Annotated in this window: 15 protein-coding genes and 1 tRNA gene; 9 read left to right on the top strand and 7 right to left on the bottom strand. The window is 35.9% G+C overall.

Annotated elements, in window-relative coordinates:
* Positions 1-470 precede the first annotated feature (470 nt).
* The 6 genes from Q0Y70_RS01935 to yycF form a co-directional block, all read right to left on the bottom strand.
* Entirely contained in the window at positions 471-1,724 is a 1,254-nt protein-coding gene (locus tag Q0Y70_RS01935) for a S1C family serine protease (RefSeq protein WP_297815866.1), read from the bottom strand.
* 79 nt (positions 1,725-1,803) lie between these two features.
* Positions 1,804-2,601 carry an MBL fold metallo-hydrolase gene (locus Q0Y70_RS01930; RefSeq protein WP_297815864.1) on the bottom strand — a complete coding sequence of 266 codons (798 nt, stop codon included), beginning with the start codon at positions 2,599-2,601 and terminating at the stop codon, positions 1,804-1,806.
* 12 nt (positions 2,602-2,613) lie between these two features.
* Complete coding sequence (locus tag Q0Y70_RS01925) at positions 2,614-3,450, bottom strand: two-component system regulatory protein YycI (RefSeq protein WP_297815862.1); 837 nt, start codon at positions 3,448-3,450, stop codon at positions 2,614-2,616.
* On the bottom strand, positions 3,440-4,774 hold the full coding sequence (locus Q0Y70_RS01920) for a YycH family regulatory protein (RefSeq protein WP_297815860.1): 1,335 nt from the start codon (positions 4,772-4,774) through the stop codon (positions 3,440-3,442). Before Q0Y70_RS01920 ends, Q0Y70_RS01925 begins: the two co-directional genes overlap by 11 nt.
* Positions 4,764-6,620, bottom strand: coding sequence for a cell wall metabolism sensor histidine kinase WalK (gene walK, locus Q0Y70_RS01915; protein ID WP_297815857.1), 1,857 nt, complete (start codon positions 6,618-6,620; stop codon positions 4,764-4,766). Before walK ends, Q0Y70_RS01920 begins: the two co-directional genes overlap by 11 nt.
* Positions 6,621-6,663: 43 nt before the next feature.
* Positions 6,664-7,371 carry a response regulator YycF gene (gene yycF, locus Q0Y70_RS01910; protein WP_297815855.1) on the bottom strand — a complete coding sequence of 236 codons (708 nt, stop codon included), beginning with the start codon at positions 7,369-7,371 and terminating at the stop codon, positions 6,664-6,666.
* A 144-nt stretch (positions 7,372-7,515) separates the two neighbouring features.
* Here yycF and Q0Y70_RS01905 point away from each other — a divergent pair.
* The 7 genes from Q0Y70_RS01905 to Q0Y70_RS01875 all read left to right on the top strand — a co-directional run bounded on the left by Q0Y70_RS01905 (position 7,516) and on the right by Q0Y70_RS01875 (position 11,830).
* A tRNA-Lys gene (locus Q0Y70_RS01905) sits at positions 7,516-7,588 on the top strand.
* A gap of 69 nt (positions 7,589-7,657) precedes the next feature.
* Positions 7,658-8,422 (top strand): 1-acyl-sn-glycerol-3-phosphate acyltransferase, encoded by a 765-nt coding sequence (locus Q0Y70_RS01900; protein ID WP_297815852.1) that lies wholly within the window; start codon positions 7,658-7,660, stop codon positions 8,420-8,422.
* 13 nt (positions 8,423-8,435) lie between these two features.
* On the top strand, positions 8,436-9,254 hold the full coding sequence (locus Q0Y70_RS01895; protein ID WP_297815849.1) for a glycosyltransferase: 819 nt from the start codon (positions 8,436-8,438) through the stop codon (positions 9,252-9,254).
* A gap of 29 nt (positions 9,255-9,283) precedes the next feature.
* Positions 9,284-10,234, top strand: a complete 951-nt coding sequence (locus Q0Y70_RS01890) for a glycosyltransferase family 8 protein (protein ID WP_297815846.1) — start codon at positions 9,284-9,286, stop codon at positions 10,232-10,234.
* Between the two features lie 47 nt (positions 10,235-10,281).
* Positions 10,282-11,151, top strand: a complete 870-nt coding sequence (locus Q0Y70_RS01885) for a 1-acyl-sn-glycerol-3-phosphate acyltransferase (RefSeq protein WP_297815843.1) — start codon at positions 10,282-10,284, stop codon at positions 11,149-11,151.
* Between the two features lie 27 nt (positions 11,152-11,178).
* On the top strand, positions 11,179-11,523 hold the full coding sequence (locus tag Q0Y70_RS01880; protein WP_297815840.1) for a hypothetical protein: 345 nt from the start codon (positions 11,179-11,181) through the stop codon (positions 11,521-11,523).
* 73 nt (positions 11,524-11,596) lie between these two features.
* Complete coding sequence (locus tag Q0Y70_RS01875) at positions 11,597-11,830, top strand: cytochrome b5 domain-containing protein (protein WP_297815838.1); 234 nt, start codon at positions 11,597-11,599, stop codon at positions 11,828-11,830.
* Between the two features lie 76 nt (positions 11,831-11,906).
* Here Q0Y70_RS01875 and Q0Y70_RS01870 read toward each other — a convergent pair whose 3' ends face one another.
* A complete protein-coding gene (locus Q0Y70_RS01870; RefSeq protein WP_297815836.1) occupies positions 11,907-13,238 on the bottom strand; it encodes a PTS sugar transporter subunit IIC in 1,332 nt (443 codons plus the stop codon).
* A 190-nt stretch (positions 13,239-13,428) separates the two neighbouring features.
* Between Q0Y70_RS01870 and Q0Y70_RS01865 the strand changes: the two genes are divergently transcribed.
* Entirely contained in the window at positions 13,429-14,157 is a 729-nt protein-coding gene (locus tag Q0Y70_RS01865; protein ID WP_297815834.1) for a MurR/RpiR family transcriptional regulator, read from the top strand.
* Between the two features lie 130 nt (positions 14,158-14,287).
* Positions 14,288-15,718, top strand: coding sequence for a 6-phospho-beta-glucosidase (locus tag Q0Y70_RS01860; RefSeq protein WP_297815832.1), 1,431 nt, complete (start codon positions 14,288-14,290; stop codon positions 15,716-15,718).
* The last annotated feature ends 156 nt before the right edge of the window (positions 15,719-15,874 follow it).

The following is a 15,874-nucleotide window of genomic DNA, read 5'->3' as shown; positions in this document are numbered from 1 at the left end:
TTGACATCTCGTCCACAAGACTTATCCCCAAACTGTGGATTAAGTTAATCAATATTTTGGGGCAAAGATCTGTTCGTTACTATAAATTGTAGTTTGCTTGAGTGAAAAAATTTTTTCAAAAAACTTATTCCACATTTGTCAAATATTTTGGTCTTTTTACAAACTTTTGGTTACAAATCCCAGTCTAATGCGTTGAACGGATGTTTTAACATACTTTTTAATAAAATTGGTTTACACACAATCCACAAGTTTTCCACATTTTATCCCAAACCAAAATCAGGAGTTTATGCACAATCCACAGAGTTTTCCACAGTTACCCACAAGCCGTGGATATCTGTGGTTTTCTTGACAAGCCTATATTCCGAACTATTTTCAGTTTCACAACTTTTTTATATGTAAAAAGCCATGATTAGCGCTTTCAAGCTACTAATTCATGGCTTATTTACGATCAATCGATAACATTATCTATTTTATTTTTTCAATGTGATGTTCAGATTTTGGGTCTTACCGTTACGCAAAACTTGAACTTGGATAGTTTGACCAATCTTGTGGCTGTATAAAGTTGTGTGCAAAGATACTACGTCATTAATTTCTTTACCATCAATTTTAGTAATGATATCGCGCGCTTTCATCCCACCTTTAGCTGCACTACCATTACTGCTTACAGAAGCGACATAAACGCCGCTTTTAACGCTTGAAGGCAAGTTGAGCTTTCGTCTACCATATTCAGTTAACTCGTTAACAGAAACGACTCTAATGCCTAATTGCGGACGGTCAATCTTACCATTTTTGACTAATTGGTTAATAATCGAAACAACTTCGTCACTAGGAATTGCAAAGCCCATCCCTTCAACTGCAGTTCCATCAGTTGATTGAGAAAGCTTCATTGAGTTAATCCCAATAACTTGGCCTTGCATATTTACTAATGGTCCACCAGAGTTTCCTGGATTAATTGCGGCATCTGTTTGGATAACAGTAGCTTGGGTTGTCGCATTTCCATTTTCGTCAGGGACACTGATCGTTCTGTTTTTAGCAGAAATAATTCCTTGAGTAACACTAGTAGCATATTCACTTCCCAAAGGTGATCCTACGGCAATAACTTGCTGACCTGGTTGTAAATTCTTAGATGAACCAAATTGTGCGGTTTGAGTTACGTATTTAGAATCTATTGTTAAAACGGCTAAGTCAGTTTCTGCATCGCTACCAACTTTTTTGGCAGATACTTTTTTGCCATTGCTTAAAACCACTTGAATTGCGTCACTACCAGATACTACGTGATTGTTAGTAACAATATAGCCCTTACCATTTGACTTCATGTAAATTACGCCCGAGCCTTCACTATATGTTTCCAAGTTAGCCTTTTTACTATTTGAACTTGAAGAAGATGATGAGTTTGAATCTCCAAACAAGCTATTAAACAAATCTTCATCAGAACTACTTGAGCGTGCAGATTGACGTTTTAAGTTGATTACAGATACAACTGAAGCTTTAACATCATTAAATGCATTTGTCATCTGAGAGTTATTACTACTGGACTTGGATGACTTAGTAGGCTGCACCACAGCAGTTTGTGGAGCATTATTTGAATCGTTATTGTTGACTTGTGATAAACCAGCATAAGCGATTCCTCCGCCAAGTAGCCCTGCTACTACACTGACAATCCCAGTTTTAACTAGAGTATTTTTTTTAGAGTTTACTTGATTGTTTTTATTATCTGGATTCATAATGCAATTTCTCCTTCTATATACAATCTAAGGATAAATAGTAAATTTGAATAAATTGTGAACAAATCTATGGTAAAAATTAAATTTCTAACAAAGCCGTCGGCCGACTTGCTTGAGTATCCATAATTTTGACATCTGCAGGTAGATTAGCGTCGCCATCTTCTAACATTTCATAAGCTGTTTCATGTGCCAAAAGCTCAGTATTGTTATGTTGACTGCGGTGAGCTAAAAAAATGTGCTTAGTTTTTGAAGAAACTACATCAAGCAAGACTTGCCCTGCTTGAGCATTAGACAAATGCCCTACATCAGACATGATGCGCTGTTTTAAAGACCAAGAATATGGACCATTTCTAAGCATCATATTATCGTAGTTAAACTCCATCAAATAGCCATCAGCATCTTGAATTTCATCTTTAACTATATTTGAAACATAGCCCGTATCAGTCAAACAAGCAAATCTTTTGCCACCACTAGTAAAAACATAATATTGTGGCTCGGCGGCATCATGGCTTGTGGCAAAGCTAGTCACTTCTAAGTCCCCAAAAGTTCTAGTTTTTCCTGATTCAAAAGTATTAATCTGTTCAACTGGCAACTTACCAATTTTATTTGTATCAATAAGATATTGCCAAGTTCCAGAATTCGCAAAGGCATTAATTTGCGGATACCTACGCATAAGTACTCCGAGACCTCCTGAATGGTCAGTATGATCGTGACTTAAAAAAACCATATCAATATCAGTGATATCAACGCCAACTTGCGCTAAAAGATCTTTGGTCTTTTTGCCTGAAACACCGGCATCCATCAAAATTTTATGGTCATTAGTTTCAATTAAAGTTGTATTTCCGGTTGAGCCACTAGCTAATACTGAAACGCGCACAAAATCTTCTCCTTAATCATTTGACTTATTATCTTCTTTATCTTCAGAAATAGTGTTATTTTGCAAAATGTTACCATTAAAGGCATTTACTCTTTTAATTGTCACTGTCTTAGTATTGTTATTTTGAATAGCTACTACCCATGTTGGTAAGAAAATTCGACTGCCGCGCACCTCAATTAGCTTACTATATGCAAAATGAACCCAAACTACTTTTGAATCATTCGGCAATTCACTATAGGTATATAAAGAACCAACAGCGGCCTTTTCACTAATTGTCGTCTGCCTTTCACGCACTGGAGTAGCATTACCAACATAGCGCTGAGTATAAGAAACGATCTGATGGTCTTTAACCGTAATATGAAGCCGAGCTGCAGTTGAAAAAATTTCGCCATAGCTATTTTTTTGAGCAAAACTATATTCGCCAGTGCTGGAAAGTTCTGGTACAAAACTGTAATCAGAGCCATGATAGACATTTTTAGGATTATCTTTGAATTTTTCAATGTCTTTCATCATCTTATCTGCTTTATGGCTGATGGTTACTGGATGATCTAAAATCACCGTCAACATCCCATCAGAAGTCGAAACATCAGCATCGACACTAATTTGCTTATTAGCTTTATTGGTCCAATCATTGTTGACTTTAGCCGCTAAATAATAACCATCTCCTTGTTGGTCACTCAATTTAGGCAAGGAAATATTATCGTTAGCCATCTCAGAGGTTAAATCTGTCGGAGTAGTGGTATGGCTATTACTTAACAAAGTCGGCGTTTGGAAAATTTCGATACCAAGGAAAATATTAATTCCTATAAATACTACTAAGAAGATCCATTCAATGCGTTTAAAGTCCATCTACTAGTCCCTCCTTAAGATTTCCTTGTGGGTCAATTTTGACATCCATATTAAGCCAATCGTTAATTGACTGCCACTCATTATTGATTTTGACATAATAAGTTGGCTCTAAATCAACTAAATTATCCTTATTATCTTTTGGCTTTTGAATGGTGTAACCAATTACGATTTTCTCAATTTCAGACTTTTTATAACCTGCTTGCTCTAATTTTTCAATAGCTTTATTGGTCGGCTCTAGCGTCTTTTTACTGCCAGTGGTTGGAACTGGGATTTGCAAATCTAAGCTATTGAAGTTAATAGTCATCCCATTTGAGGCAAATCTTACTTGAGCACGAGCATTATAGCGTCCAGGCAAAAAGATTGGATATTCTTCTACGAAGTTTTGGTAAACAAAGACATCCTTATCTGCGTCAAAAAAGCGTAAATCAGGCTCAGATAAGCCAATCTTTCGAACATAATATAAGCTCTCCATCAAACGAGTCGTCATTAATTTAGGCACCTTATTTTGTTGGTAATCAACAAATTCGTAGTTGTGCGTCTTTTTAGCAGCAATCAGTCTTTGATAGCTACCATTGGAATAAATCACGGTATTGCCTGTATTTCTTTGAGCAGGTGAGCCAGACCCAAGCAAGCGATAAACAAAGTAAGAATCGGATTCTTGATAAGTCAAATAGCTATAGGTCTGCATCTGTGGTGAATTTTCATAAATTACACTATAGCCATCTTTGAGTTTACTTAAAGAGACCTCAATCTTAGTATTAGCATTTTTAACATGCCGATACAGTCGTTTAAAAGACAAGTTCTTAGTATTAATTCTGTAAAGATGGTTATTAATATCATTACCTAAATATAGATAATGTGAATCCTTAATTGGGACAAAGAAACGGTTAAATTCTCGACTATCAGCTTTTGATAACTTGGTTAAAAATAAGGGCATCGTGACTTGATCAGGGTAAGTCAGCTGCATGTATTCACGCTTGTTTAACATTTGGCGGTAGTTTTGTGCTTTGGTGCTGACTAAATTTACCTGATTTTGAGTTAAAGATTCAGTAATCTTAGTAAATTCAAGAGGTAAGTTGTTTTTTCCGTCATAGACTTGGTACATTTTGTTATTGCGATAATAAAAAACTTGTGTTGGCACATAAATATCTCGCAGTGACTTTTGGCCGATATCTTTATTGGCTGTTCGACTAGACGTTTGCTCAATTCTAGAAAAACGTGAGTCTGACCCCCAAATAAGTGCTGATAAGACGATGGAAAGTAAGACCATGAAGATCAAGCTCAAACGTAAAATTAAGCGTCCAATTTTTTCTCTAGACTTCATCCCAACTGTCTCCTTCCTCAGTCATTGGTTCATAAGGAATTGAAATATAAAATGTTGAACCTTCTCCTTCAGCACTATCAGCCCAAATACGACCATGGTGAGCTTCAACAATTTCTTTAGAAATTGCCAGTCCAAGCCCAGTTCCACCTTGCTTACGTGAGCGCGCTTTATCTACACGATAAAAACGATCAAAAATCTTAGTTAGATCTTTTCTTGGAATACCTAAACCTTGGTCAGAGATACTTAAGATAATATGCTTATTTGCTTGCAATAATCTTACTGTAATTACACCACCATCAGGAGAATACTTAATTGCATTGTTCATAATATTATCGATAACCTGCATCATTTTGTCAGTATCAATTTCAACCCACAAATCTTGACTGCTGAATTCTCTTTTAATGCTGTATTTCTTGCTCTTCTTTTTATCTTTTTCATCAGTTTTTATCATCATATCAAAACGATTCAAAACATGACTGACAAAATCATTAAAGTTAACCCACTCAAGGTCCATCTTAGCTACCCCGCGATCCATGCGCGATAAGCTAAGTAGGTCATTAATCATCCTGATCATCCGCTGAGTTTCATCTTGAATAACGCCTAAAAATTGCGGCGCTACATTAGGATCTTGCCAAGCGCCATCATTTAAAGCTTCGACATAAGCACGTAAGCTTGTGAGCGGTGTGCGCAATTCGTGAGAAACATTCGATACGAATTGCTGCTGTTCACGCTCATTTTTTTGTTGTTCGGTAATATCATGCAAAACGCAAACCAAACCGGACACAAAGCCTGTCACTCTTTGAATCAGTGAAAAGTTAGCATGCAAAATCATCTCATCGGGCGTATTTTCATTAACGGTCACCATTAATTCTTGCTGACTGCTCATCAAGTCTTGAATCGTAACATCCTTTAAGCCCAGCAATTTTGTAATTGGTTCACCAATAACTTCTTTTTCAGTCTTGCCTAAAAAATCAAGGGCGGTTTCATTGATAATTGTAATATTGCCATGCCGGTCGGTTGCAATAACCCCATCCGTCATATGGGTTAAAACGTTATCTAGTCGCCGTCGTTCACTATCTGAAACTTCCTGGGCTCTTTCAATTCGTACAGACAAGGTATTGAAAGCACGTGCCAATTGCCCCAATTCGTCATCGGCATAAACTTTTACATGACCGGAATAATCTCCATCAGATACACGTAAAGCCTGCTTACGCATCTCTTCAATAGGACGCGTAATTGCACGCGAAATAATCAAAGCTACAATTGCTCCTAAAAAAGCCGCTACTAATGAAGCTGTTAAAAATACTAAAGAAACATTTCTAATGTTGTTAAAAACCCCCTGCATGCTAGCACGCACTGAAATAGCCCCAATTGTCGTGTTAGTGCCGTTACTTGCTGTAAGTGGTGTGATTTGGAGCATATAGTTTCCATCATCAGTAATAACTTTAGACACTTGCTTACCTGAAGATAAAACATCTTTAACATCCGCGTTAGTTGCTCTTTGACCAACCCTATTTTGGTCATTTAAATTAGAAACAGCTCGAATAACGCCCTTATTATCAATGACAGAAATTGAGCTAATTACATCATTATTATTATAGTTAGAAACAATTCGATTAAGCTGCTGATTAGCTTTTTGAATATTATTACGGCTTAACTGAGCCGAAATTTGATTGCTAATTGTATTTGGTATTTGAATTGATGTTTCAAATGATTCAATCGATGTTTGTTCAAGCTGACGCGTAAAATAAGCCCCAACAATTTCAATTGTTGCAAGCAGCAGCAACATGAAAATCATCGCAATTTTAAAATTAATTGAAGTAAAAACTTTTTTTATCTTTTTCATTTTTCACGCATAAAGAAAGCCACTTTTACAGTGGCTAACAAAATTATTCATCAGATGGATCTTTGACATAGTAGCCTACGCCACGTCTTGTTACTAAAATGCTTGGTGAAGAGGGAGTATCTTCAATCTTTTCGCGCAAACGCCTTACAGTTACATCAACTGTTCTAACGTCCCCAAAATAATCATAACCCCACACTGTCTGAAGTAAGTGCTCGCGCGTCATAACTTGACCCATATGTTGAGCCAAATAGTGAAGCAATTCAAACTCACGATGAGTAAGTTCAATCTTTTCACCATTTTTTTCAACCATATAAGCTTCGGGCATGATGACCAAGTTACCAATCGTGATATTTTTAGTTTCATCATCTTCGCTTGCTTTTTGGCTCAAATCACGTCTACGCAAGTTTGCCTTAACCCGCGCAACTAATTCACGATTAGAAAATGGCTTAGTAACATAATCGTCAGCACCCATTTCTAGCCCTAAAACTTTATCGATTTCAGTATCTTTAGCGGTTACCATGATTATTGGCATATCGTGAGTTTGTCTAACTTCACGTGCCACTTCTAGACCATCTTTTTTAGGCAGCATTAAGTCCAGAATCATTAAATCCGGGTCGTATTCTTCGACTTTTTTAACTGCTTCTTCACCATCATAAGCAGTGTCGACATCAAAACCCTCTTTAGTCAAATTAAATTTGATGATATCCGAAATTGGTTTTTCATCATCAACGACCAAAATTTTCTTTGGCATAGATCATGCCTCCTCATATTAATATCTATATTATACTTTTTTTTGTAGATTTTTCGAACTTTTGAAAAAAACAAAAACTTTTTTTAAAAAAGACTTGCATTTTTGTTTTTCAACTGGCATAATACTATTTGTTGATGACGCAACGGGTGGTTAGCTCAGCTGGCAGAGCAACGGACTCTTAATCCGTGGGTCCAGGGTTCGATCCCCTGACCACCCACTACTTAAGCACTACAGTGATTGCTGTAGTGCTTTTTTTGTACTTATAAATCATTTATAATTAATTATTATGACTACACCTACGAAAACTAAAAAAACTTTCTATTATCATCAACTAACCGATGATGTAGTTCAAACTAAGAATCAAAATTTTTCTTTACCTGAAAACTATCAAATTATCAAAACTGGTCCTAAATGCAAAACTATCCGCTATCTGGCAACTGGTTTTGCTTATCTTTTTACTTATTTAATAAAACATGTCAGAGTAATAGGTAGAGATAAGATAAAGAATTACAAAAATCAGGCCTACTTTGTATACGCAAATCATACTCAACCAGTCAATGATGCTTTTATGCCACTAACTTTGTTTGGTTCTCAAGACTACTATGCTTTAGCCAATCAAGCTAATTGGAGTTTGCCCTTTATTGGAAAATATTTACTGCCCTATGGTGGGCTACCTGTAGGCAAAAATCTTAAGCAATCAATAAAGCTAATCCAAGCAATCCAAACTTTAGTCAAACATAATAAGCATATTGTAATTTATCCGGAAGCCCATGTGTGGCCTTATTACACCCAAATTCGCCCCTTTGATCAGACTAGTATGAACTTTCCTGTCAGTTTAAAGGCCCCAGTTTTCGTAATGACAACAACTTATCAAAAGTCAAAATTCTTTAAAAGACCGCGAATGATTGTATATCTTGATGGTCCATTTTTGGCTGATAGTCAATTAACAAAAAAAGACCAACAAAAAAAGCTACACGATCAAATTTTAAAAACTATGCAAACCCGAGCAAAATTAAGTAATTATTCATACTATGAGTATAAGCAAAAATAAAAGGTTGTAAAAAATGAATATATTATTTTGTGGTGACTCTCATGCCCAAGATGGAGTTTTAATTGCCACTCTATCTTTATTAAAGAACACTTCTGAAGAATTGCATTTATATATTTTGACAATGCATCTAGCTGGTTTTAAGCCTTTCAGCAAAAAGGCAAGCGACTATATTGAGTCTTTATTAAAGAAAAGCAATCCAGACAATACTCTTACATTAATTGATTGTACTGATCTTTTCACTAAGCAAACTCCCGCGCAAAACATGAAAACCCGCTTTACACCTTATGCAATGCTGCGATTATTTGCTGATCAACTGCCGCAAATTCCTGATCGAGTTTTGTATCTTGATGATGATGTTATTGTTCGCAAAAACCTCAGCAAATTTTATCATCAAGACTTAACTAACACTGAATTAGTAGGTGTATTAGACTATTGGGGGCGTTTTTTCTTTCATAATATTAAGTCTAAACGAATTTTTGACTATCTTAATTCGGGTGTTTTGCTTTTAAATATGCCCCAAATTCGACATACACAGCTTTTTTCTCGTGTAAGATCCTTAATGCAGGTTAAGAAAATGTTTTTACCAGATCAATCGGCAATTAATAAATTAGCAACTAAGAAAAAAATTGCTCCACGTAAATACAATGAACAATATCGCCTGCAAAGCGATACAGTTATCCAGCATTTCACAACCAGCTTTAGGTTTACACCATATTTTCATACCCTAACTGTTAAACCTTGGGATGTTGAGCGCGTTCATAGCGTTTTACATTTACATGAATATGACGATATACTTAACGAATACCTCAAAATCAGGCATAATCTTAGTTAAGATAAATATTACTTGGAGGAAAATTAAAAATGACAGTTCCTGTTTTTTATACTATTAGTGACAACTACACCCCTTATGCGGCTGTATCAATTAAATCTTTAATTAATCATGCTGATCCTAAAAAAGACTATACAGTTACTTTACTTGTACAAGAAATTAGTGATGAGCACAAAAAAGATCTCGAAAGCTTATCAACAGATAATGTTCATGTGAAGATCTTTCATATTGATGATAGTATGGTGCAACCTATCCACAATGGTGAAGAAAATTATTTACGCGGGCAATTTTTCACAATGTCAATTTTTTACCGCTTATTTATTCCAGAGCTTTTTCCACAATACGATAAGGCTGTCTATTTAGATGCAGATACGATCTTATGCACAGATATTAGTGAAATGTATGACATTGAAATTGGTGACAACATGTTTGCAAGTTGTCCTGACTTATCAATTCGCTATATGCCACTACTTCAAAAATATATCAAAGAATGTCAAGGAATCTTACCTCCTGAAAAATACATCAATAATGGGGTAATTTTATTCAACATGAAAGCTTTCAGAGATAAGAAGTTTGTTGATAAGTTCTACTACTTGATGGATAAATACCACTTTGACAATGTGGATCCTGATCAAGCCTACATGAATGAAATTTGTGAAGATAAGATTTATCACTTAGATAAAGAATGGGATGCGATGCCAAATGAAAGTATCCCCGAAATTAAAAATCCAAAGATTGTTCACTATAATTTATTCTTTAAGCCATGGCACTTTGCAGATGTTCAATATGGTCATTATTTCTGGGATGTTGCTAAAGAAACCAAGTTTTATGATGAACTAAAGCAACAGCTTAACAGCTTCACTGATGCGGATCGTCAGCGTGCACGTGATGATTTAGCAAAAATGGCTGCTAAAGTGGACAAGATCGTTGAAGAACCAAATACTTGGGCTAAAGTTAAAAAGGCTGAATCAGTTAAAATCTAAGCTGCATCAATATTAGTCAATTAAAACAAGAGGGGAAACATCATATCATGATAATTGGAGCTCACAGAAGACAAGTTGTAGCTAATATTAAGAAAAACGTACAAGCACGCCAGTTTAATGCGAAAGCTGAAGTCGACGATCCCGTTTTAACCCATGAACAGCGCATTAAGCTAGTCAATGATTTCTGGGATGAAAGTAAAAAGCTTTCGCATAAAGTTACTAACCTAGCTACTCGGGCATTTTTTGGCGGAGCTGCTTTTATTTTGACTGCTAATCAAAAAATAGGCAGTGCCAAAAGTGTAAAACCCATTGCTAACGCCATTGTAACTTCAAACCACTATAACCAATTCGATAGCTTACCAATTAAGCGTTTAGCAATGAAGGCTCATAAGCGTTTATATTTTGTCATTGAAGATACCAACTTATGCTTGCCAAGCTGGATTGGCTTTTTAATGCACAATGTTGATAGTATCCCAATTACGCAAAGTGTCCGTTACTTAGGCCGTGAATTTCCTAAGCATTTAGCTGATGTTTTCTCTAAGAAAAATCGCTGGATCTTAATTTATCCAGAACAAGAAATGTGGTTTAACTATCGCAAACCACGTCCGCTTCAAAAAGGTGCCTACTATTACGCAGCCAAAATGAACGTGCCAATAGTATCATGCTTTGTCGAGTTGCAAGATAAAAATGGCTTAGAACCAGGACATCCTGATTTTCATACTACTCGCAAAATTTTGCATGTCTTGCCAACTATTTATCCAAATAAGCGCTTATCAGTTGATGAAAATGCACGCAGAATGCGCGATATCGATTATTTACAAAAAAAGAGGGCCTATGAAAAGGCTTATGGCAAAAAACTAGACTACAACTTTAGTTATGATGACATTGCTGGTTATATCCCACCAAAGTCCAAGTAGATTTTTTCAAAGAATGAAGGCGCAACTATGATGACAAGTGGCGATATTCAATTAGTTCATTATATTAATGATTGGCTTTTTTACGTATTTATTTTCTTTTTCGCCCTATCACTTTTGGCTTATACCATCAGCAATTATTTTGCTAAGGATCATAACGTGCGCGAAATCAGAATTATTAATACGGTAATTGCCTTTTTGGATTTTTTAATTAGCTTTATTTTAGCTGTCATCACAATTAGTCACTGGCACTTATTGTTCATTTACTGGAATAAAAACTTCTGGGGATTTGTGCCTTTTACTTTATATGTTTTAATTTTGCTTTGCAGTGGAACTCTCTTATTATTTAGAAATTCAACACTTCACAAGCATTAGATTATTTAACTAATGCATTAAGTAGTATAGTAAAAAGTGTAATAAAAGATTTTCTAAGAAAGGAAATTGTACAATGAAGGAATTTACACTTGCAGAGCTTAAAAAATACAACGGCAAAGACGGCAGCCCTGCCTATATTGCAGTTAATGGCAAGGTTTATGATGTTACTAATAACTCTCACTGGAAAAATGGTGAACACCACGGCTTTGAAGCTGGCAATGACTTAACTAAGCCACTTTATGACAAGTCACCTCACGGCGATTCTGTTTTAAGTAAAATTAAGCAAGTTGGCGTTTTAGTCGACTAAATCCATTTAAATATTAACTACGAAAAAATGCTTAGCAATTTGCTAGGCATTTTCTTTTTTATCTAAATTTTGTTTATTATTTAGCTGGTTCTTTAGCTTGTTCTTGCTTATAAAGCATATTGTCATACTTACGAGCAAATGGTAAGTAAATAAAGAAACTAAGAATTAAAATAATTGCTTGCCAGAGAGCCACTTTCCATCCGCCAATTAAAAATCCTGATACAACAGGTGGCGTAGTCCATGGAACCTGGACACCGTTTAAGTAAGGTAAAATGCCAGCTTTAATCAATAAATAAGTTGAGCCAGCAGATAGTGGTGGCATCAAGAAAAATGGTAAAGCAAGTAATGGGTTCAAGACAAGTGGTACACCAAAGAGCACAGGTTCGTTGATGTTAAAGATCCCTGGAATTAAGGCTAACTTACCAATCCCCTTCATTTGTTGAGATTTAGCAAAGAATGTCATAAAGACTACTAAGCCAATTGTCATCCCTGCACCAGTTACAGTAGAAAATTGATCAAATAAACCTTGAATAACAATGTGACCGCCGTGAGCAGCATCTACATAGCCATATTTCTTAAAGATAGCCGCATTTTGTAAAGCATTTGCACCTAAAATTGGTCCAACAATACCACCAACTAAAGTTGAGCCATGCACACCAAAGAACCAGAAGAATGGAACTAAGAGTGTCATCATTAAGATACCGCCAAATGAATCTGTCAAACCTTGTAGTGGAGTTTGAATAGTGTGGTAAATCCACTCTGTCATCGTAGTGCCAGCAGCTTTATCAAACAATGCATAAACTGCAAGCCATAAGGCCGTAATTACAGCAGCTGGGATCAAGGCTACAAATGAGCCTGCAACAGCTGGTGGAACTTGGTCAGGTAGTTTAATGGTAATCTTATTTTTAACAAACCATGAATAGATCCAACCAGTAATCATACCAATAATGATTGCGGCAATCATCCCTTGGCCACCAAGCCAAGTACGATCAATAAAACCAGTTAACAAAGTTGGCGCTTTAGCAGCCGAAATAACTGTTTTAGTGCCGTCCATAACTGGAGTAGTTGGATTCATGATAATTAAGAAACCAACAAACGCGGTCATCCCGGCTGGTAGTGGATCAACGTGATCGTTTTTTGCCCAAGTATAGGCAATTCCGACTACCGCAAACACAGCAACAATACCAAATGAAGCATTGTAAGCCTGATTCCAAAAATGAGTTAATCCCGTTTGATCCATCCATTTTGCAACTTCTGGAACTGGGAATGATGCAAGAAGTAAGAAGATTGAACCTACCATGATAAATGGTAAAGACAAAAGCATCCCATCTCTTAATGCACGAATTGCCTTCGTATTAACGAATTTCATAACTAGAGGCAAAATGTGCTTATTAACAAAATCCTTCATGAGTTATTTTCCCCCTCTTAAAAATAACTTGTTAATCATTACACTTATGATTCTATGAAAGCGCTAATATTAAAACAATATTTTTCAAGTCTTTGGGTATGAAACACAAAATAAGCGCTATGTTCGATACATGGAACATAGCGTTCTGTTATGTTATGCTCTGTATATCACAGCATATGGGAGAAAATTTATGGCTTTTTTTGGATTCAAAGATTTATCATCACTTTCAAGCGTTGATATGACGCTTTATCGCTACATTACTGAAAATACTGAAAAAGTTATTTACATGCGCGTTCGCGATATCGCTAAAAATACACATGTATCTAATTCTTCAGTGATGCGTTTCGTCCACAAGATGGGCTTTAATAGTTTTCCTGAATTCAAGGCTTTTATTAATAATAAATACCGTGGTAGCGATGAATTAGATGAATTTGAATTCATCACTAAAGAAAACTTTTCACCTGATATTAAAAACCAAATCAAAATTGTCGCTGATCAACTTTTTCAATGTGACAATATTATCTTCTTAGGGATGGGATCGTCATCTTTTATTGCTGGCTATACCGCACGTCAGTTAGCTTCGCTTGGCTACAACACTAGCTTAGTTACCGACCCTTTTTATCCATTACATGAAAGATTAAGAAATACTACTAATAATGCCCTAATCTGTTTTTCTGTTTCCGGTGAAACTACTGAATTAATTGAACTATTGAATAGTTTTGTAAATGACGAAGATACGACAATTATTTCGATTACGGGCTCTCCTACTAGTACAATTGCTCGGATGAGTCGCTTTGCTTTAACTTATCATGAAAAAGAATATCGCCTGCATCGCTATTACGACCTATCTTCGCAAATTCCAGCAATGTACATTATTGAAGGGATTATTCGAGTTTTACGCAACCAATCAGAAAATTAGAACACCTTGTTCCATATCTGAAACAAAGTTCTAATTCACCAATTTATACCTAAAAGGTCTTTTTCTATATTTTGCTTCAATAACTTTTTCTATAATCAAAACTAGCAAAATATGAAAAGGGGTTTTGAAGATGACTAAAAGCACTTTAAAAGATAATTTTCTTTGGGGTGGTGCAGTTGCTGCCCACCAACTTGAAGGCGGATATAACGAAGATGGCAAAGGACTTTCAATTGCTGATTTTATGACTCTAGGCAGCCATGAGCATCCACGAAAATTAACTGAGACAATTGAAGAGGGAGAATACTACCCTAACCATAAAGCAATTGATTTTTATCATCATTACAAAGAAGATATTGCACTCATGGCTCAAATGGGCTTTAAAGCTTTCCGAACATCAATTGCTTGGAGCCGTATTTTTCCTAATGGTGATGAAAATAAACCTAATGAAGCAGGATTAGCATTCTACGATAAGATGTTTGACGAATGCTTAAAATACGGTATCAAGCCCGTTGTCACCTTATCACACTTTGAAATGCCATATAACTTGGTCACAAATTATGGTGGCTGGTCTAATCGTAAGTTAATTGATTTCTTTGCTCGCTTTGCGCATGTTTGCTTTGAACGATATCACAATAAAGTCAAATACTGGATGACCTTTAACGAGATCAATAACCAGACTAATTACGAAAGTGATATCTCAGTTTATGAAAACTCCGGTGTTAAATTTAAACCTGGTGATAATAAGCAAAAAATGATGTATCAAGCTGCCCACTATGAGTTAGTTGCTAGTGCTCAAGCTGTCCAAATTGGTCATGCCATCGATCCTTCAATGCAAATCGGCTGCATGCTAGCTTTTTGTCCGATTTATCCTGCAAGCTCTAGACCAGAGGATGTTTTATTTGCTAAAAAAGCGATGGATGCTCGTTTGTATTTTGGAGATGTCCATGTTAATGGTGCATATCCTAACTGGCTTAAGGCATATTTTGAAAATAAGAAATGGGATTTAGATATCAGCGATAATGACTTAGAAATTCTCAAACATGGCACTGTCGACTACGTTGCTTTTTCTTACTATATGTCATTTACTGCTAAATACACTGACCACTGGGACTATCGCGAATTTAGTGATTTAGTCAAAAACCCTTATGTCAAAGCTAATGACTGGGGATGGGCAATCGATCCAGTTGGACTGCGGTATGCTTTAGATTGGATGACTACTCGCTGGCACAAGCCATTATTTATCGTCGAAAATGGTTTAGGTGCTTATGATAAATTGACTGATGATAAAAAAGTCCATGATGACTACCGAATCGAATATTTAAGAAGCCACATAGTCGAAATGAAAAAAGCAGTCCACGATGATGGCGTCGACTTAATGGGATATCTACCGTGGGGATGTATCGACTTAGTCAGTGCGTCCACTGGTGAAATGAAAAAACGGTACGGCTTTATTTACGTTGACGAAGATGATTATGGTCAAGGATCAATGAAGCGTTACAAAAAAGACTCCTTCAATTGGTATAAAAAAGTTATTGCTTCAAATGGCGAAAATCTAGAATAAAAATAGGAACTTTTCAATTTAAAAGGCTTATTTCACCTAAATTTGGATGAAATAAGCCTTTTTTGATATCTACCGAATAAGTTCTTTAAAAAAGTTCAATATCTTTGCTTTGTATACTCTTTTATTCAATAATGAGATTGATTGGGAGTTATCTAT

This window comes from uncultured Lactobacillus sp. (assembly GCF_947367085.1).
Lineage (GTDB): Bacteria > Bacillota > Bacilli > Lactobacillales > Lactobacillaceae > Lactobacillus.
Note: the sequence above shows the minus strand (reverse complement) of the source record. Positions and strands in the feature narration are given on the sequence as shown.